The following is an 18,934-nucleotide window of genomic DNA, read 5'->3' as shown; positions in this document are numbered from 1 at the left end:
CCTTCGCACGGGAACGGGGCCGTGGGACGGTCAGGGCTTCGGGGCGCGCCGCTCCCGCAGCTCGCGGACGCCCGCCACGGCGAGGACCAGCAGGGCCGCACCCGTGGACCACAGCAACTGCGGGCGCGCGGAGTCGTCGAACAGCATCAGGACCAGGACCGCCGCCATCCCGGCCAGCGCGGCCCAGGTCGCGTACGGGAACAGCCACATCGGCAGCACCAGCCGCTCGGGCATGTCCCGCTCGATCCGGCGGCGCAGCTTCAGCTGCGAGACCGCGATCAGCGCCCACACGAACAGCAGCACGGCGCCGACCGCGTTGAGCATGTAGAGGAAGATCGTGTCCGGCCACAGCAGGTTGAGCACCACCGAGACGAAGCCGAAGGCCACCGACGCGAACACGGCCCGGCGCGGCACGCCGCCGCCCGAGACCTTCAGCAGCGACTTCGGCGCCTCCTCGCGCTCGGCCAGCGAGAAGATCATGCGCGAGGACCCGTACAGGTTCGCGTTGAGCGCCGACAGCAGGGCCACGAACACCACGATGTTCATGATCTGGCCGGCTCCCGGGATGCCGATGGAGTCCAGGACGGCGACGTACGGGCTCTGCCCCGGCTCCAGCGAGTCCCACGGCAGCAGGGTCACGATGACCACCATCGAGCCGACGTAGAAGAAGAGGATGCGCCACACGGCGCTGCGCACCGCGCGGGACACCGACCGGGCCGGGTCGTCGGACTCGGCGGCCGCGATGGTGACGACCTCCAGGCCGCCGAAGGCGAAGATGACGGCGAGCATGCCGGCGACCACGCCGCCGAAGCCGGCGGGGAAGAAGCCGCCGTGGCCGGTGAGGTTGGCCATGCCGACCGGATCCGTGTCCGGGAGCACGCCGAAGATCGCGAGGGTGCCGAGGATCAGGAAGAGCACGATCGCGCCGACCTTGAGGGCGGCGAACCAGAACTCGAATTCGCCGAAGTTCTTGACCGCGGCCAGGTTGCTCACGGTGAAGACCACCATGAAGAGCAGCACCCAGATCCACTGGTCGACCGAGGGCACCCAGCCGTTCGCGATCTTCGCGGCACCGGTGGCCTCCACGGCGAGCACCACGACCAGCAGGAACCAGTACAGCCAGCCCGCCGAGAAACCGGCCCAGCGGCCGAGCGCCCGCTCCGCGTAGACGGAGAACGAACCGGAGGCGGGCATCGCGGCCGACATCTCGCCCAGCGCGCGCATCACCAGCATCGCGAGCACGCCGGCGAGGAGGTAGGAGCAGATGATCGCGGGACCGGCGATCCCGATACCGGCACCGGAACCGACGAAGAGGCCGGCGCCGATCACGCCGCCGAGCCCCAGCATGGTCAGGTGGCGCTGCTTGAGGCTGTGGCTGAGGGGTTCCGCGGGCAGGTCGCCCGTCGTGGGAGGTGTTTCTGGCAGGCGCTCACGCATGAGGAGTGCTCGTACTCTCGTTCGGCCCAGCGGTGGTGGGGTCCCGCCTGTGGCTTGGCGGGATCCAACAGTCTCGCTGAGCGGCGGCTGTCCGTGCAAAACGGACGTGTTATCGGATGTTGCTCGTGACGAGGATCACGTCGATCCGGCCGGGGGAGTGGGCTTTGTTCATTCCCCACCATCGGGGGGAGCGGGGCTTTGTTCCGGGCGGCGGTGGGGCGGCCCCGGACCGCGCACTAACGTCGGTGATCGTCCCCACCCTCACCACCTCGCGGAGCCCCCTCATGAGCACTGCTTCCGTCTCCCTCCGGCCCGGCACCGTCCTCGCCGACCTGCTCCCCGCGAGCCGCGTGCGCGACATCGCGCTCGTCGTCGGCGGCGCCGCCCTGACCGGGATCGCCGCGCAGATCGCGGTGCCGGTGCCCGGCTCCCCGGTCCCCGTCACGGGCCAGACCTTCGCCGCGCTGCTCGTCGGCACCGCCTTCGGCGCCCGCCGCGGCTTCCTCTCGCTGGCGCTGTACGCCCTCGTCGGCATGGCCGGCGTGCCGTGGTTCGCGGGCGGCACCTCCGGCGCGGGCGGCGCCTCCTTCGGGTACGTGCTCGGCATGCTGCTCGCCGCCACCGTCGCCGGCGCCCTCGCGCGGCGCGGTGCCGACCGCTCGGTCCTGCGTACGGCGGGCACGATGGTGCTCGGCTCCGCGGTCATCTACGCGGTGGGCGTGCCGTACCTGATGGCCGCCACCGGGATGTCCCTGAGCGCCGCCGTCGCGGCGGGCCTGACGCCGTTCCTGATCGGCGACGCCCTCAAGGCGGCCCTCGCGATGGGCGCGCTGCCCGCCGCCTGGAAGCTGGTGGGCCGCCGCGGCTGACGCCGGAGCCCTCCCGTAGCGGCCGGAGCCCGGCCCGCCTGACGAGGCGGGCCGGGCTCCGGCGTACGTACGGGGCTTCTGCGGGGGTCAGCCCTGGACGGCGGCCCGCTTGCGGCGGAGGTCCAGGACCACACCGACGGCCACGACCAGGCCGGCGACGAGGGTGGACAGGGTGACCACCTCGCGGTTCGCGTCGTCCACGAACATGTAGCCGATCACGAACATGATCAGTGCGGCGGTGGCCCAGGTCAGCCACGGGAAGAGCCACATCTTCACGGTCAGCTTCTCCGGGGCCTCGCGGACCAGGATCCCGCGCATCCTCAGCTGGGTGAAGCAGATCACCAGCCACACGAAGAGCGCGATGGCGCCGGAGGAGTTCAGGAGGAAGTTGAAGACCGTGTCCTTGAACGCGTAGTTGAAGTAGACGGCGACGAAGCCGAAGACCGTGGAGCCCAGGATCGCGGCGACCGGCACGCCCTTGGCGTTGACCTTGGCGAACGCCTTGGGGGCGTCGCCGCGCTCACCGAGGGAGAAGGCCATGCGGGAGGCGGTGTAGAGGCCCGAGTTCAGGCAGGACAGCACGGCGGTCAGGACGATGACCTCCATGATCGTGCCGGCGTTCGCGATGCCGATCGAGTCGAGGGCGGCGACGTACGAGCCCTTCTCGGTGATCGACTTGTCGTTCCACGGGAGCAGCGTCAGCACGACGAAGATCGAGCCGAGGTAGAAGACGCCGATACGCCAGATCACGGAGTTGGTGGCCTGCGTGACGGCCTTGCGGGGGTTCTCCGACTCGCCGGCGGCGAGGGTGACGATCTCGCTGCCCATGAAGGAGAAGACGACCATCAGTACACCGGTGAGGACGGCGCCGTAGCCGTTGGGGAAGAATCCGCCGGCGTCGGTCAGGTGCGCGAAGCCCGCGCCGGGGTTGTCGGAGCCGGGCAGGACGCCGAAGACGGCCAGCATGCCGATGATCACGAAGGCGCCGATGGCGACGACCTTGATGCCCGCGAACCAGAACTCGAACTCACCGTAGGAGGCGACCGAGCCGAGGTTGGTGACGGTCAGCACCGCCATCACGATCAGGGCCCAGGCCCACTGCGGGACGGCCGGGATCCAGTTCTCCAGGATGGCGGCACCGGCGGTGGCCTCGACCGCGAGGACGACGACCCAGAAGAACCAGTACAGCCAGCCGATGGAGAATCCGGCCCAGCGGCCGAGCGCGCGATCGGCGTAGGCCGAGAAGGAGCCCGAGTTCGGGCTGGCGGCCGCCATCTCGCCGAGCATCCGCATCACGAAGACCACCATGGCGCCGACGAGGGCGTAGGAGATCAGGATGGCGGGACCGGCCTTGGCGATGCCGCCACCGGAGCCGACGAAGAGACCGGCGCCGATGACGCCGCCAATGGCGATCATGGACAGGTGGCGGTTCTTGAGACCGGCCTTCAGACCGTCGGAAGGCAGGCCATCACCGGGGTTACCGGTGGGGTTGCCTTCCTTCTGGAGGGTCGTCGTGGAGCTCATGGACGGATCCTTAGGTTCTCGGGTTGCGAGCCCCGGCATTCAAACCTGAGATGAACGCAGGACGGAAGACCTCAATCCGGATCGTTGCGTTGGGGTGAACGTCCAGGACCGGCGTCCTGCCATGTCCCATCTGCGTTCTTTGGGTTTACTTGAGCTTTAGAAGTGACTTACGCGACACCCGCTGCGGGCTGTCGGGGCTCCTCGTGCCACACTCGACACATGCGCGTGTACCTCGGATCCGACCATGCCGGCTTTGAGCTCAAGAACCACCTCGTGGACTGGCTCAAGAACAACGGCCACGAGCCCGTCGACTGTGGCCCCCACATCTACGACGCGGTGGACGACTACCCGCCGTTCTGCCTCCGCGCCGCGGAGAAGACCGCCGCGGACGAGGGCAGCCTCGGCATCGTGATCGGCGGCTCCGGCAACGGGGAGCAGATCGCCGCGAACAAGGTCAAGGGCGTCCGCGCCATCCTGGCCTGGAGCGTCCAGACCGCCCAGCTCGGCCGTGAGCACAACAACGCCAACGTCATCTCCGTCGGCGGCCGGATGCACACGCAGGACGAGGCCGTCAGCTTCATCGAGGCCTTCCTGGCGACCCCGTACTCCGACGAGGAGCGCCACACCCGCCGCATCGACATGCTCTCCGCCTACGAGCAGACCGGCGAGCTCCCCCCGATCCCGGCCCACCACCCGCAGGGCTGATCCCGCTTCCGGCCGTGCCGCCCCCGCCCGGGGGCGGCACGGCCGTTCCCATTCCTCCGAGGAGTCCGCCGTGCCCGAGGGGCATACGATCCACCGCCTCGCCCAGGACCACACCGAGCGGTTCGCCGCACGCCCGGTCCGCGTGAGCAGCCCCCAGGGCCGCTTCGCCGAGAGCGCGGCCCTGCTCGACGGGCGTGCGATGGAGAGCGCGGAGGCGCACGGCAAGCACCTCTTCCTCGAACTGGGCGACGCCTGGATCCACATCCACCTCGGGCTCTTCGGCAAGCTCGGCTTCGGCCCCGCCCCCGCGCCGCCCGCCACCGACACGGTCCGGCTGCGCCTGCGGAACGAGGAGCACTACGCCGACCTGCGCGGACCCACGGCCTGCGCGCTGATCGGCGAGGGCGAGAAGAAGGCGATACACGAACGGCTCGGACCGGACCCGCTGCGCGCGGCCGACGACCCCGACCGCGCCTGGGCCCGCATCTCCCGCTCCCGCACCACCGTCGCCGCGCTGCTCATGGACCAGAAGGTCGTCGCGGGCGTCGGCAACGTCTACCGCGCCGAGGTCCTCTTCCGGCACGGCATCGACCCGTACCGCCTGGGCAAGGACCTCACCCGCGCCGAATGGGACGCCATGTGGGAGGACCTGGCCGCCCTGATGCGCCAGGGCGTGCGCGACAACCGCATCGACACCGTCCGCGACGAGCACCTCCCCGAGGCGATGGGCCGTCCGCCGCGGGTGGACGACCACGGCGGCGAGGTGTACGTCTACCGGAGGGCGAACATGCCCTGCCACATCTGCGGGGGCGAGATCCGCACCGCCGGCCTCGCCGCCCGCAACCTCTTCTGGTGCCCCACCTGCCAGCAGAACTAGGACTCCACCGACGTACAGCCGTTCGGGCGGCCGTACCGGACATCCCGCCCATCGCCCGGCAATGGCTGCAATACGCGCATCCCCAGAGCCATGCGGCCATCCCCGCCGGGGCAATCCGTGACGCCCCAGGTGTTTTCGGGCAGCCCTCGGCCCCCGGTGCGGGGGTACCCCTGCGCATTCACAGCCGGGATGGATAAGGTCCCGAAGCAATGGCCGGACCACGTGTGGAGACCCTTCTGGCCCGGATGCGCATGCGCTCGCACCGGGGCCGCACCGCCCTGCGCAAATCCGCAGTCGACTACTTCCGCGGAGACGCCTCCGACTGGCTCGCCTTCATCGGGCTGCTGCTCACCGTCCCCGCCATAGCCTTCGGCACGCTGATGATGCCCGTCTGGTTCTCGCCGGCGGCGCTCGTCCTGCCGATCGTCGCCGGCGGCCTCCTGCTGCGCCCCGCCAGCCTCCTCGCCCTGTACGCCGCCTCCGCGGCCGCACTGATCGTCGAGGCACTCGTGCTCGGGCCTTATACCCAGGGTCCGGCGCGCGTCACCCCCGGCACCGTGCTCGTCGTCGCCGCCTGCGGATTCTTCGGACTCGTCATCGCGCAGTTCCGCAGCCGCGTCGGCGTGCCCTGGCGGCGCGGCGGCACCATGCTCTTCGACCTGCGCGAACGCATCCGCGTACAGAGCAAGCTGCCCGCCCTGCCGCGCGGCTGGCACCGCGAGATGGCCCTGCGCCCCGCCGGCGGCCAGTCCTTCTCCGGCGACTTCGTCGTCGCGGCCCGCACCAACGGCGGCCGGACCCTGGAAATCGTCCTGACCGACGTCTCCGGCAAGGGCATGGAGGCCGGCTCCCGGGCCCTGCTGCTGTCCGGCGCCTTCGGCGGGCTGCTCGGCGCCCTGCCGCCGCACGGCTTCCTGCCCGCCGCCAACGGCTACCTGCTGCGCCAGGACTGGGACGAGGGCTTCGCCACCTCCATCCACCTCGTCCTGGACCTGGACACCGGCGACTACGAACTCCTCTCGGCCGGCCATCTCCCCGCCCTCCAGCTCTGCGCCGGCACCGGCCGCTGGCAGGAGAAGTCCGGCGAGGGCCCGCTCCTCGGCGTCTACGACGGCGCCGAGTTCACCCCCGCCCGCGGCAACCTCCGCCGCGGCGACGTCCTGATGCTCTTCACCGACGGCCTCGTCGAGACCGCCGACCGCGAGATCAGCGAGGGCATCGACCGCCTCACCGGCGAAGCCGACCGCTACGTCTCCGCCGGCTGGGAGGGCGCGGCCTGGCACCTGATCGAGAAGGTCGCCAAGGACGTCAACGACGACCGCGCCCTGCTCCTCATCCGCCGCTCCCCCTGACCGGGGTGCGGCCATGACCGGGGAGGGGCCGAGACCGGGGAGGGGCCGTCGCCGGGAAGGGGCCGTTGCCGGGAAGGGGCTCTTCCCGGCCCGCGCACTCCGGGCCGCTCCGTGCCAGGACGGCGACGGTGTCCGCCGAGCCCACGGCGCCGCGGCCGGAGCGGTTCCCGACCGGTACGGGTGGTCCGGGCGGGCCGACCGGGCCACTCGCCCCCGATTGGCACGCCCGCGCCGGCGCGTGCGAGCCCTACCGTGCCCCCATGGACCGCACGCTCGCCGCAGACCTCGCCCGGCTCCCCGACCTGCTCGACGCCACCCGCCGCGCCGCCGCCGAAGCGCTCGCCACCCTGGACGAGCGCGCCGTCGTACCGTCCGCCCCGAAGCCCCGGGACCCCGAACCGCTCCCCGAGCAGGGAAGCGGCACACAGAGCGCCCTCACCGCGTTCCGCGAACGCTGGGAGCCGCGGCTGTCGGCCTCCGCCGGCCCCCGCTACCTCGGCTTCGTCACCGGCGGGGCCACCCCCGCGGCGCTCGCCGGAGACTGGCTCACCGCCGCCCACGACCAGAACTCCAACTCCTCGATGGACGGCGCCGGCCAGGACCTCGAACGCGAGACCGTGGGCTGGCTGCGCGAGCTCTTCGGCCTCTCCGACGCCCACACCGGCACCTTCGTCAGCGGCGCCACCATGTCCAACACCACGGGCCTCGCCATCGCCCGCGAATGGCTCGGCGAGCGTCTCGGCGTGTCCCCGGCCGAGGACGGCGCCGCGGCCCTCGGTCCGGTCCGCGTCCTCTCCGGCGCCCCGCACTCCTCCATCGCCAAGGCCCTCTCCTTCCTCGGCCTCGGCCGCAGCTCCCTCGTACGCGTCCCCACCCTGCCCGGCCGCGAGGCCGTCGACCCCGCGGCCCTCGACCGGGCGCTGTCCGACACCCCCGGCCCGGCGGTGGTCGTCGCCAACGCGGGCACCGTCAACACCGTCGACTTCGACGATCTCCCCGCCGTCGCCGCCCTGCGCCGGCGACACGACTTCTGGCTGCACACCGACGCCGCCTTCGGCGCCTTCGCCGCGCTCTCCCCGGACCACGCCCACCTCGCCGCCGGCCTCGACGCCTCCGACTCCGTCTGCGTAGACCTGCACAAGTGGCTCAACGTCCCCTACGACAGCGCCGTCCAGTTCACCCGCCGACGCGACCTGCAGGCCCGCGTCTTCCAGAACGCCGCCGCCTACCTCGGCCCCCTCGGCGAACACCCCGACCTCGTCCACCTCACCCCGGAGAACTCCCACCGGCTGCGCGCCCTCGCCGCCTGGTTCACGCTGCGCGCCTACGGCCGCCAGGGCCACCGCGAGATCGTCGAGCGCAACATCGCCGGCGCCAGGGCCCTCGGCGCCGCACTGGAGGAGGCCCCCGCCTTCTCCCTCCTCGCCCCGGTCCGCCTCAACGTCGTCTGCTTCACCCTCGCCGACGACCCCGATCCGGCCCGGCTGACGGCCCTGCGCGAGGCGGTGTCCGCCGAGGTGTTCGTCACCCCGACCGTCCACGAGGGAACCGCAGGGCTGCGCGCCGCGTTCTCCAACTGGCGTACGACGCAGGCAGATGTCCGCAGGGCCGCCCGGGCCCTGCGCACGGCAGCGAGGGAGATCGCATGACGAGCAGCCCCCTGACCCTCCTGGAGGTCGAGGCCCTGGCGCGCGGTGCGCACGAGGGCCAGACCGACAAGTCCGGCAGGCCGTACGCCGAGCACCTCGCGGCCGTCGCCGAAGGCGTGCGCGTGCGCGGCGGCACCCCCGAACAGCAGGCGGCGGCCTGGCTGCACGACGCGATCGAGGACGAGGCGCTCAGCCTCACCTGGCTGGATTCCGCCGCTCTCCCGCAGTCCGTCAAGGACATGGTCCTCGCCGTCACCAAGCGCCCCGGCGAGCCGGTCGAGAGTTACGCGGCCCGCATCCTGGCCACCCCGGGCGCCCTCCTCGTCAAGGAGGCCGACCTCGCGCACAACGCCGACCCCGCACGCCTCTCCGTCCTGGACGGACCGACCCGCGACCGACTGTCCGCGAAGTACGCCTATGTCCGTTCCCTCCTGGGTCTTACCGCCCCCTGAGCCCCCTCGCCCAAGGGGGTTGGCGAAAACGGAACAGTGGCCTTTCGTCACGGGGCGTATGACTCCGGCCCGTTGGTGGGAGGATGGTCCATGTGGGGGCATTCTTGGCCGTGCGCCCCCGGCCGACCAGGGGACGACCGAAGGTGTGATCAGAAGTGGCCATTTCGCTGTCAGTGGTGGTTCTGTTGGGGGTCATCCTGGTGGTGCTGATCCGCGGCAACCACATCAAGACGGGCCCCGCGATCGTCGCGGCCCTCTTCGGCTTCTTCCTCGCGTCCAGCTCGATCGCGGACGACGTGAACCGTTTCCTCAACTCCCTCGCGACGATGATCGCGAACATCAAGCTCTGAGGCCCGGCGCCATGGCGTCATTGACCTCCCGGCAGCACCCGCTCGGCCCCGACACGCCGAGCAGGGCTGCGGACACGGGCTCGCCCAGTCGTCCCACCGGCGGGCGTCGGCGGGTACCGGTCGGCCGCAGGGCCCACCGCCCCCGGTACGGGCGAGCGCGGCGTTGATCGTCAGCACCCCCGGAGCCGTGGGAGCCCCCTCGCCCTCACCACGAGCGCGCACCTTCGGTCCGTACGAAGAGGCAGGTCCCTCGGTGGGTCAGACGTCGCTTTGGGAGCGCTCCAAGCTCTGCACGAGCCCATTGTGGACGGCAAGCGCTTCAACCCGGCAGCGCGCGGTGAAGAACATCTCCTGGGCCTCGCCGAGGCTGCATCCGGCGACCTGCCTGGTCACCAGGACCGCGTCGACGCCGTCACAGCCGATCTCCTTCAGGAACTCCTGGAGGGCCGACCCGTCGCGCTTCTCCGCCCACACGGGCCCGGCGGCTCTCCGGCCGAGGGAACGTGACCGGGAACGACGAAGGGCCAGGTGGAGGAAACGTCCTCTGACCTGGCCCTTCGTTCTTCAGAGCGGGCGACGGGAATCGAACCCGCGTAGCTAGTTTGGAAGACTAGGGCTCTACCATTGAGCTACGCCCGCAGTGCGTGCGCCGCAGGTCCGGGGACCCTGGCACGGACAGCATCCTAGCGGGTCGTTCCGGCGGATCGCACACCACATTCCGTGCCCGCGCCGAGGCCTGTCCGAAATGGCTCTGGAAACACCGCGCATCAGAGGGTCTCCGGGCATGTACCCTACGTGTCGCACCGACGGGGTGTGGCGCAGCTTGGTAGCGCGTCCGCTTTGGGAGCGGAAGGTCGTCGGTTCGAATCCGGCCACCCCGACCACCGCAAGATCGCGTTGTGGGCTGATTGCCGCTTGCGGCTACTATGCAAGCTGCGTGCCCGTGTGTCTGATGTACCGGGCCGAAGTCCGCTGAACCGCTGAATCGCAGCGAGACGGCAGATCCCCCAGCAGTCAGCCACAAGGAGACCGAACCGTGAAGAGCGCCGTTGAGACCCTGAACCCGACGCGGGTTCGGCTCACTGTTGAGGTGCCCTTCGAGGAGCTCAAGGACAGCCTCGACGCGGCGTACAAGAAGATCAACCAGCAGGTCACGGTGAAGGGCTTCCGCAAGGGCAAGATCCCGGCCCGGGTCATCGACCAGCGCTTCGGCCGCGGTGCGGTGCTGGAGGAGGCCGTCAACGACGCCCTCCCGAAGTTCTACACCGAGGCCGTCAACGAGGCCGACCTGAACCCGCTGGGCCAGCCCGAGGTCGACATCACCGAGCTGAAGGACGGCGAGCTGCTGGCCTTCACCGCCGAGGTCGACGTGCGTCCCGAGATCGAGATCCCGGACTACTCCGGCATCGAGGTCGAGGTCGACGCCATCGAGGTCTCCGACGAGGACGTCGAGAAGTCCGTCGAGCAGCTGCGCGGCCGTTTCGCGTCCACCAAGGACGTCGAGCGCGCCGCCGCCGAGGGTGACGTCGTCACCATCGACCTCGAGGCCAAGGTCGACGGCGAGGTGCTGCCCGACGGCGTCGCCTCCGACGTCTCCTACACCATCGGCTCGGGCGAGCTGCTCGAGGGCATCGACGAGGCCGTCACGGGCCTCGAGGCCGGCGGCGAGGCCACCTTCACCTCGCAGCTGAAGGGCGGCTCCGCCGAGGGCAAGGACGCCGAGGTCTCCGTCAAGGTCACCAAGGTCTCCGCCAAGGAGCTCCCGGAGCTGGACGACGAGTTCGCCCAGATGGCCAGCGAGTTCGACACCCTTGAGGACCTCAAGGCGGACAGCCGCAAGCGCCTCGAGAACATGAAGCAGTACGACCAGGCCACGCAGGCCCAGGAGCGCGTCCTGGAGAAGCTGCTGGAGCTCGTCGAGGTGCCGATCCCCGAGAAGCTGCTCGAGGACGAGGTCAACACCCGCAAGCACAACCTGGAGCACCACCAGCTCGGCCAGATGGGCCTCGACCTGGCGAAGTACCTGGAGTTCCAGGGCAAGACCGTCGAGGAGTTCGACGCCGAGACCAAGGACCAGGCGATCAAGGGCATCAAGACCCAGTTCGTCCTGGACGCCCTGGTCAACAAGGAGAAGCTGGGCGTCAACCAGGAGGAGCTCACCGAGCACCTCATGCGCCGTGCCCAGTCCTCCGGCATGTCCCCCGACCAGTTCGCCCAGGCCGTCGTCGAGGGTGGCCAGGTCCCGATGCTGGTCGGCGAGGTCGCCCGCGGCAAGGCCCTCGCGGTCGTCGTCGAGGCCGCCAAGGTCGTCGACACCAACGGTGACGTCGTGGACCTGTCCGACGACGAGGACGAGGTCGAGACGGCCGCCGAGACCGTCGAGGCCGCCGTTGACGGCGACGACGAGGTCAAGGCCGACGAGGCCAAGTAACACCCCGGGCGAAGCCCGCTGAGCAGTGGCCGGAAGGGCCCGGACGCACTCGCGTCCGGGCCCTTCTGCACAGCCGCAGCAAGGCCGCGGCAAGGCCTCCGCAGGGCTTCCGGAGCTTGCGCTCCGAGCGAACAGTTCGGGAAGCGGGATGGCGTTGTCCGACCTGCGCGTTAGGGTCCATGAATACGAGGGCACGTGAGTACCCGGGCGCCGGCGGACTCGTCCGCTCCGGCTGGACCGTGCCCCAGAACGAGACGCTGAGACGGCACATGGCCGTCGGAGACGAGCAGGTGGATACGTGACGAATCTGAAGCCTTACGCCGCGGGTGAGCCGTCCATCGGTGGCGGCCTCGGCGACCATGTCTACAACCGGCTGCTCGGCGAGCGCATCATCTTCCTCGGCCAGCAGGTCGACGACGACATCGCCAACAAGATCACCGCGCAGCTCCTCCTCCTGGCCGCCGAGCCGGAGAAGGACATCTACCTCTACATCAACAGCCCCGGTGGCTCCGTGACGGCCGGTATGGCCGTCTACGACACCATGCAGTACATCCCGAACGACGTCGTCACCATCGGTATGGGCATGGCGGCCTCGATGGGCCAGTTCCTGCTCACCGGTGGCGCCAAGGGCAAGCGCTTCGCCCTGCCGAACACCGACATCCTGATGCACCAGGGCTCCGCCGGCATCGGCGGCACTGCGTCGGACATCAAGATCCAGGCCCAGTACCTGCTGCGCACCAAGCAGCGGATGGCCGAGATCACCGCGTTCCACTCGGGCCAGACCGTCGAGGCGATCATCCGCGACGGTGACCGCGACCGCTGGTTCACCTCCGAGGAGGCCAAGGAGTACGGCCTCATCGACGAGATCATCTCGGCAGCGTCCAACGTTCCGGGCGGCGGCGGCACCGGGGCCTGATCCCGGGACCCGCCGTCAGTACCCAGCAGCCGACAGCCCGCAGAACGCCACCAGGATGGTGAACACCCAGATGCAGAACAACTTCTCCGCCAGCGCCAACGGCCTCTACACCGGCCCGCAGGTGGACAACCGCTACGTCATCCCGCGCTTCGTCGAGCGCACCTCGCAGGGCGTGCGCGAGTACGACCCGTACGCGAAGCTCTTCGAGGAGCGCGTGATCTTCCTCGGTGTGCAGATCGACGACGCGTCCGCCAACGACGTCATGGCGCAGCTGCTGTGCCTGGAGTCGATGGACCCGGACCGCGACATCTCCATCTACATCAACAGCCCCGGCGGCTCCTTCACCGCGCTGACGGCGATCTACGACACGATGCAGTTCGTGAAGCCGGACATCCAGACGGTCTGCATGGGCCAGGCGGCCTCCGCCGCCGCGGTCCTGCTCGCCGCGGGTACCCCCGGCAAGCGCATGGCCCTGCCGAACGCCCGCGTGCTGATCCACCAGCCCTCCGGCGGCACCGGCCGTGAGCAGCTCTCCGACCTGGAGATCGCGGCCAACGAGATCCTGCGCATGCGCGACCAGCTGGAGACCATGCTGGCCAAGCACTCGACGACGCCGATCGAGAAGATCCGCGACGACATCGAGCGCGACAAGATCCTGACGGCCGAGGACGCCCTGGCGTACGGCCTGATCGACCAGATCATCTCCACCCGCAAGAGCAACAAGCTCTGACCCTTGCCGCCAGTTGGCGCGGGCACACCACCGGATTCGGGGATGTGAACCACGTCAAGGGGGCCCCGCACGGGGCCCCCGGCAAGGTACCGTCGGATATGAGGCACCAGGAGCGCTGAACCAGGCGTCTCCCAGGCGAAGGGGAAGCACCTCGTGGCACGCATCGGTGACGGCGGCGATCTGCTCAAGTGCTCGTTCTGCGGAAAGAGCCAGAAGCAGGTGAAGAAGCTCATCGCAGGACCCGGTGTGTACATCTGCGACGAGTGCATCGACCTCTGCAACGAGATCATCGAAGAGGAGCTCGCGGAGACCTCCGAGGTCCGGTGGGAGGAACTCCCCAAGCCCCGTGAGATCTACGAGTTCCTGGAGAGCTACGTCGTCGGCCAGGAACCGGCGAAGAAGGCGCTCTCGGTAGCGGTCTACAACCACTACAAGCGGGTCCAGGCCGGCGAGAACGGCGGCGCGCAGGGCCGCGAGGACGCGATCGAGCTCGCGAAGTCCAACATCCTGCTGCTGGGCCCCACGGGCTCCGGCAAGACGCTGCTGGCGCAGACCCTGGCCCGCATGCTGAACGTCCCGTTCGCCATCGCCGACGCGACGGCGCTGACGGAGGCCGGCTACGTCGGCGAGGACGTCGAGAACATCCTGCTCAAGCTGATCCAGGCCGCCGACTACGACGTCAAGAAGGCCGAGACCGGGATCATCTACATCGACGAGATCGACAAGGTCGCCCGCAAGAGCGAGAACCCGTCGATCACGCGCGACGTGAGCGGCGAAGGCGTGCAGCAGGCCCTGCTGAAGATCCTGGAGGGCACGACGGCGTCGGTGCCCCCGCAGGGCGGCCGCAAGCACCCGCACCAGGAGTTCATCCAGATCGACACGACGAACGTGCTCTTCATCGTGGGCGGCGCCTTCGCCGGCCTGGAGAAGATCATCGAGTCGCGCGCGGGTGCCAAGGGCATCGGTTTCGGGGCGACGATCCGCTCCAAGCGCGAGATCGAGGCCAGCGACCAGTTCCAGGAGGTCATGCCGGAGGACCTGGTGAAGTTCGGGATGATCCCCGAGTTCATCGGCCGTCTGCCCGTCATCACCTCGGTCCACAACCTGGACCGCGAGGCCCTGCTCCAGATCCTCATCGAGCCGCGCAACGCGCTGGTGAAGCAGTACCAGCGGCTGTTCGAACTCGACGGTGTCGAGCTGGACTTCGAGCGCGAGGCGCTGGAGGCCATCGCGGACCAGGCGATCCTCCGCCAGACGGGCGCGCGCGGCCTGCGCGCCATCATGGAGGAGGTCCTGATGTCGGTGATGTACGAGGTCCCGTCCCGCAAGGACGTGGCCCGCGTGGTCATCACGGCGGACGTGGTCCGCTCCAACGTCAACCCGACGCTGGTCCCGCGCATCGTCCCGAAGGACCAGGGCCCGCACGAGAAGTCGGCCTAGCCGCACGGCAGTACGCAGAAGGGGCGCCCCGAACGGGGCGCCCCTTCTGCGTAAGGCGGCTGAGCGTCAGGCCTGGAGGCAAATGCCGAAGCGGTGGTTCCAGTTGCTGATGCCGGCCCTCTCCAGGTGCTTCATGCAGCCGTCGTTGGGGCTCTTCCACGGCTTGGAGAAGGTGGCTTCGATGGCCGGGAAGCCGCAGGCGCCGGCGACCTTGGGGCCGGCGATGTAGCCCAGGGCCTTGGCCGTGTTCATGCAGTCGCGTCCCGCCGCAGAAGCGGGCGCGGCGGCGGCCACCGGGACGGCGACGGCGGCCGCCGTCAGGAGCAGGGATGCGACGAAACGCTTGGTCTTCACGCTTGCCATGGTTTTCTCCAGGGATGAGCAGGAGAGTCCGGTCAGGCGTGATTGGATCACAAGATCATTTAAGAGGCCAACTCGCTTTTCGCCGGCGGTCATTCGCATGCGCCGCCCGGCGGTGACGCCGTCGGGTCAGGCCTTGGTGCGGCTGGTGTTGTAGAGCTTCGCCGCCAGTGCCGCCACCTCGTCGAGGGTGCCGCTGCTGCCGCCGAGTACGAGGGCGGCGGGATCGGCGGCGTTGATGCCGACCAGGGTCGAGTGGTCTCCCCAGGCGCACGAGGGGATTTCCATGTCCTTGGGCGTCTTGCCCGTAGTGGGCTTGGTGCTGATCATCTTGATGTTGGCGCACTTCATCACGGCGCCCTTGAACCCGTCCGGAGTGAATTCCTTCGGGGTGCCGACCAGTTCGTACTTGAAGCCGAGCTTCTCGGTCTCCTTGTTGTTCTGGCCGATGCCGGCGTAGTAGCCGTCGACCGCCTTCTCCGGGTCGGCAATGTCGCCCCACAGGCCGTTGGCCGCGAGCTGCTTGCCCTTGCCGTCCGTGCCGATCTGGTACTTGGCGGTCGCGTTGTGCGCGTTCTGCACGCCGAGCGCCTCGGCTTTGGTCTTCCCCTCGCCGGTGACCGGGGTGTCCGTCGAGGGAGCGCCGGTGGTGTCCGGCGCCTTCTGGTAGCTGTCGAGCGAGGCGGGGTAGGCGAGCTTGTAGCCCTTGGTGTCGGAGCCCACCGAACCCGCGCCGCCGCCCAGGAGGTACCAGCCACCGCCCGCGATGACCGCCACCGCCACGACCGCCGCGATGATCACGCCGGCCTTGGACTTCTTCGGGGGCTGGCCGCCGTACGGGGCCTGCTGCGGCTGGCCGTAGGGCGGGGCCGGCGGCTGCTGGGGGTAGCCCTGAGGGGGGACGCCCGGCTGCTGCGGGTAGCCGTAGCCCGGCTGCGGGGGCGCGGGCTGGCCGTACGGGCCCGGCTGCGCGGGCTGGCCGTACGGGCCGGGCGGCGGCGGGGGCTGCTGCCCGTACGGTCCCGGCTGCTGAGGCTGCTGTCCGTAAGGCCCCGGCTGGTTGTAGCTCATCCCGCGTCCCCCTCTGAGGTTGCTTATGTGTTCCTCACATCCTGTCTGAAGCCGAAGCCCGGCAGGGCGCCGGGCCCCTCCCTAACCGGTTTCATGACTGGACTGTTACGGCCCTAAACTGAGCCCCGTGACCGAGAACACGCAGACACCCAGCAGCCCCCACTCCGAACTGCCGACCGCCTACACGCCGGCCGATGTAGAGGGGAAGCTCTACGAGCGCTGGGTAGAGCGTGGGTACTTCACGGCCGATCCCGCGAGCGAGAAGCCGCCGTACACCATCGTCATCCCGCCGCCGAACGTCACCGGCTCCCTGCACCTGGGGCACGCCTTCCAGCACACGCTCATGGACGCCCTGACCCGCCGCAAGCGGATGCAGGGCTACGAGTCGCTGTGGCTTCCCGGCATGGACCACGCCGGCATCGCCACCCAGAACAAGGTCGAGCAGCAGCTCGCCGAGGAGGGCAAGTCCCGCCACGACCTGGGCCGCGAGGCGTTCGTCGAGCGCGTCTGGCAGTGGAAGGAGGAGTACGGCGGCAAGATCCTCGGCCAGATGCGCCGCCTCGGTGACGGCGTCGACTGGTCCCGCGAGCGCTTCACCATGGACGAGGGCCTGTCCAAGGCCGTCCAGACCATCTTCAAGAAGCTCTACGACGACGGCCTGATCTACCGCGCCGAGCGCATCATCAACTGGTGCCCCCGCTGTCTGACGGCCATCTCCGACATCGAGGTGGAGTACCAGGAGGACGCGGGCGAGCTCGTCTCCATCCGGTACGGGGAGGGCGAGGACACCCTCGTCGTCGCCACCACCCGCGCCGAGACGATGCTCGGTGACACCGCCGTCGCCGTCCACCCGGACGACGAGCGCTACAAGCACCTCGTCGGCAAGCAGATCAAGCTGCCGCTGACCGACCGGACCATCCCGGTCGTCGCGGACACGCACGTCGACCCCGAGTTCGGCACCGGCTGCGTCAAGGTGACCCCGGCGCACGACCCGAACGACTTCGCCATCGGGCAGCGCCACAACCTGCCCAACATGACGATCATGGATGAGCGCGGTGTCATCACCGTCCACGGCCCGTTCCTCGGCCTGGACCGCTACGAGGCCCGTTCCGCGGTCGTCGGCGCGCTGCGGGAGCAGGGCCGGATCGTCGCGGAGAAGCGCCCGTACCTGCACTCCGTCGGGCACTGCTCGCGCTGCAGCACCACCGTCGAGCCGCGCCTGTCCCTCCAGTGGTGGGTCAAGGTCGAGACCCTCGCCAAGAACGCCGGTGACGCGGTCCGCGACGGCCGCGTCGCGATCCACCCGGTGGAGATGGAGAAGCGCTACTTCGACTGGGTCGACAACCTCAACGACTGGTGCATCTCGCGCCAGCTCTGGTGGGGCCACCGCATCCCGATCTGGTACGGCCCGGCCGGCGAGGTCCTCTGCGTCGGACCCGACGACGAGGCGCCGACGGGCGAGGGCTGGACCCAGGACACCGACGTCCTGGACACCTGGTTCTCCTCCGGACTGTGGCCGTTCTCCACGCTCGGCTGGCCGGAGAAGACCCCGGACCTGGAGAAGTTCTACTCCACCGACGTCCTGCTCACCGGCCACGACATCATCTTCTTCTGGGTCGCCCGGATGATGATGTTCGGCCTGTACGCCATGGACGGCCAGGCGCCGTTCAAGACGATCGCGCTGACCGGCCTGGTCCGCGACGAGCGCGGCAAGAAGATGTCGAAGTCCGCGGGCAACGTCGTCGACCCGCTCGACTGGATGGACAAGTACGGCTCGGACGCCGTCCGGTTCACCCTGGCCAAGGGAGCCAACCCCGGCACCGACGTCCCGATCGGCGAGGACTGGGTCCAGGCGTCCAGCAAGTTCGCCAACAAGATCTGGAACGCCACGCGCTTCGCGCTGATGAACGGCGCCACGATCGAGGGCGAGCTGCCGCCGGCCGAGCAGCTGTCGGCCACCGACCGCTGGATCCTCTCCCGGCTGAACAAGACGATCGCGCAGGTCGACGCGTACTACGAGGACTTCCAGTTCTCGAAGCTCAGCGAGGCGCTCTACCACTTCGCGTGGGACGAGGTCTTCGACTGGTACGTCGAGCTGTCGAAGACGACCTTCTTCGCGGGCGGCGAGCAGGCCAAGGTCTCCGCGCGGGTCCTCGGCGAGGTCCTCGACGTCATGCTGCGCCTGCTGCACCCGGTGGTCCCGTTCGTCACCGAGACCCTGTGGACCACCCTCACCGGGCGCGAGTCGCTGGTCGTCGCCGACTGGCCCAAGGACAGCGCTTTCCGCGACGACGCCGCCGAGGCCGAGATCGGCAGCATCCAGACGCTCACCAAGGAGGTCCGCCGCTTCCGCAAGGAGCAGGGCCTCGACGACAAGCAGAAGGTCCCGGCCCGCCTGGACCTGACCGGCACGGTGCTGGCCGCCCACGAGGCCGCCATCCGCCAGGTGCTGCGGCTGCAGCCCGAGGGCGAGTCCTTCAGCGCCACCGCGACCCTCCCGGTCGCCGGCGCCACGGTCGCGCTCGACCTGTCGGGCACCATCGACGTGGACGCCGAGCGCAAGCGCCTCACCAAGGACCTCGGTGCCGCCGAGAAGGAGAAGCAGCAGGCCGAGGCGAAGCTCGGGAACGAGGCCTTCCTGGCCAAGGCCCCCGACAACGTCGTGGACAAGATCAAGGGCCGGCTGGCCAAGGCCGAGGCGGACATCGCCCGGATCCAGGCCCAGCTGGAGACGCTGCCCGCGGCGTAGCCCCTCGTACGACGGCGAAGGC

Annotated in this window: 17 protein-coding genes and 2 tRNA genes; 13 read left to right on the top strand and 6 right to left on the bottom strand. The window is 69.7% G+C overall.

Going from position 1 to position 18,934, the window contains the following annotated elements; genetic code table 11:
* Window positions 1-30: 30 nt before the first annotated feature.
* Entirely contained in the window at window positions 31-1,437 is a 1,407-nt protein-coding gene (locus E6U81_RS38710; RefSeq protein WP_136234677.1) for an amino acid permease, read from the bottom strand.
* Between the two features lie 284 nt (window positions 1,438-1,721).
* Here E6U81_RS38710 and E6U81_RS38705 point away from each other — a divergent pair, with 284 nt between their 5' ends.
* Entirely contained in the window at window positions 1,722-2,306 is a 585-nt protein-coding gene (locus E6U81_RS38705) for a biotin transporter BioY (RefSeq protein WP_136234676.1), read from the top strand.
* Window positions 2,307-2,393: 87 nt separating this feature from the next.
* On the opposite strand, the gene E6U81_RS38700 is transcribed toward E6U81_RS38705, so the two are convergent.
* A complete protein-coding gene (locus E6U81_RS38700; RefSeq protein WP_136234675.1) occupies window positions 2,394-3,830 on the bottom strand; it encodes an amino acid permease in 1,437 nt (478 codons plus the stop codon).
* Between the two features lie 219 nt (window positions 3,831-4,049).
* On the opposite strand from E6U81_RS38700, the gene E6U81_RS38695 reads away from it, so the two are divergent.
* The 6 genes from E6U81_RS38695 (at window position 4,050) to E6U81_RS38670 (ending at window position 9,215) form a co-directional block, all read left to right on the top strand.
* Window positions 4,050-4,535, top strand: coding sequence for a ribose-5-phosphate isomerase (locus tag E6U81_RS38695; protein WP_030650089.1), 486 nt, complete (start codon window positions 4,050-4,052; stop codon window positions 4,533-4,535).
* A gap of 70 nt (window positions 4,536-4,605) precedes the next feature.
* Window positions 4,606-5,412, top strand: a complete 807-nt coding sequence (locus E6U81_RS38690) for a DNA-formamidopyrimidine glycosylase family protein (protein ID WP_136234674.1) — start codon at window positions 4,606-4,608, stop codon at window positions 5,410-5,412.
* Window positions 5,413-5,621: 209 nt separating this feature from the next.
* Complete coding sequence (locus tag E6U81_RS38685; protein WP_136234673.1) at window positions 5,622-6,764, top strand: PP2C family protein-serine/threonine phosphatase; 1,143 nt, start codon at window positions 5,622-5,624, stop codon at window positions 6,762-6,764.
* Window positions 6,765-7,024: 260 nt separating this feature from the next.
* The gene (locus tag E6U81_RS38680; protein ID WP_136234672.1) at window positions 7,025-8,413 is read left to right on the top strand and encodes a pyridoxal-dependent decarboxylase; all 1,389 of its coding nucleotides are present in this window, start codon (window positions 7,025-7,027) and stop codon (window positions 8,411-8,413) included.
* Window positions 8,410-8,865, top strand: coding sequence for an HD domain-containing protein (locus tag E6U81_RS38675; RefSeq protein ID WP_136234671.1), 456 nt, complete (start codon window positions 8,410-8,412; stop codon window positions 8,863-8,865). The genes E6U81_RS38680 and E6U81_RS38675 overlap by 4 nt, the downstream gene beginning before the upstream one ends.
* 155 nt (window positions 8,866-9,020) lie before the next feature.
* Complete coding sequence (locus tag E6U81_RS38670) at window positions 9,021-9,215, top strand: membrane protein (RefSeq protein WP_030026959.1); 195 nt, start codon at window positions 9,021-9,023, stop codon at window positions 9,213-9,215.
* A 258-nt stretch (window positions 9,216-9,473) separates the two neighbouring features.
* On the opposite strand, the gene E6U81_RS38665 is transcribed toward E6U81_RS38670, so the two are convergent.
* Window positions 9,474-9,689 (bottom strand): hypothetical protein, encoded by a 216-nt coding sequence (locus E6U81_RS38665; protein ID WP_136234670.1) that lies wholly within the window; start codon window positions 9,687-9,689, stop codon window positions 9,474-9,476.
* Window positions 9,690-9,783: 94 nt separating this feature from the next.
* Window positions 9,784-9,854, bottom strand: a tRNA-Gly gene (locus E6U81_RS38660).
* Window positions 9,855-10,022: 168 nt separating this feature from the next.
* Here E6U81_RS38660 and E6U81_RS38655 point away from each other — a divergent pair.
* From E6U81_RS38655 to clpX, 5 genes are all read left to right on the top strand, one after another.
* Window positions 10,023-10,099, top strand: a tRNA-Pro gene (locus E6U81_RS38655).
* Window positions 10,100-10,251: 152 nt separating this feature from the next.
* Window positions 10,252-11,646 carry a trigger factor gene (gene tig / locus E6U81_RS38650; protein WP_136234669.1) on the top strand — a complete coding sequence of 465 codons (1,395 nt, stop codon included), beginning with the start codon at window positions 10,252-10,254 and terminating at the stop codon, window positions 11,644-11,646.
* 298 nt (window positions 11,647-11,944) lie between these two features.
* Window positions 11,945-12,562 carry an ATP-dependent Clp protease proteolytic subunit gene (locus E6U81_RS38645; RefSeq protein ID WP_030649990.1) on the top strand — a complete coding sequence of 206 codons (618 nt, stop codon included), beginning with the start codon at window positions 11,945-11,947 and terminating at the stop codon, window positions 12,560-12,562.
* 55 nt (window positions 12,563-12,617) lie between these two features.
* Entirely contained in the window at window positions 12,618-13,292 is a 675-nt protein-coding gene (locus tag E6U81_RS38640; protein WP_136234668.1) for an ATP-dependent Clp protease proteolytic subunit, read from the top strand.
* A 153-nt stretch (window positions 13,293-13,445) separates the two neighbouring features.
* Window positions 13,446-14,732 (top strand): ATP-dependent Clp protease ATP-binding subunit ClpX, encoded by a 1,287-nt coding sequence (clpX, locus tag E6U81_RS38635; RefSeq protein WP_030840753.1) that lies wholly within the window; start codon window positions 13,446-13,448, stop codon window positions 14,730-14,732.
* A 66-nt stretch (window positions 14,733-14,798) separates the two neighbouring features.
* On the opposite strand, the gene E6U81_RS38630 is transcribed toward clpX, so the two are convergent.
* Together E6U81_RS38630 and E6U81_RS38625 are read right to left on the bottom strand one after the other, a co-directional pair.
* Complete coding sequence (locus E6U81_RS38630; protein WP_136234667.1) at window positions 14,799-15,086, bottom strand: hypothetical protein; 288 nt, start codon at window positions 15,084-15,086, stop codon at window positions 14,799-14,801.
* A 135-nt stretch (window positions 15,087-15,221) separates the two neighbouring features.
* The gene (locus tag E6U81_RS38625) at window positions 15,222-16,163 is read right to left on the bottom strand and encodes a hypothetical protein (protein ID WP_136234666.1); all 942 of its coding nucleotides are present in this window, start codon (window positions 16,161-16,163) and stop codon (window positions 15,222-15,224) included.
* A 127-nt stretch (window positions 16,164-16,290) separates the two neighbouring features.
* On the opposite strand from E6U81_RS38625, the gene E6U81_RS38620 reads away from it, so the two are divergent.
* Window positions 16,291-18,912 carry a valine--tRNA ligase gene (locus tag E6U81_RS38620; protein WP_136234665.1) on the top strand — a complete coding sequence of 874 codons (2,622 nt, stop codon included), beginning with the start codon at window positions 16,291-16,293 and terminating at the stop codon, window positions 18,910-18,912.
* Window positions 18,913-18,934 lie beyond the last annotated feature (22 nt).

It is taken from the genome of Streptomyces sp. A0592, from assembly GCF_004795115.1.
In the GTDB taxonomy this organism is placed as follows: domain Bacteria; phylum Actinomycetota; class Actinomycetes; order Streptomycetales; family Streptomycetaceae; genus Streptomyces; species Streptomyces erythrochromogenes.
The sequence above is the reverse complement of the archived record's forward strand: the minus strand, read 5'-3'. Positions and strand labels throughout refer to the sequence as shown.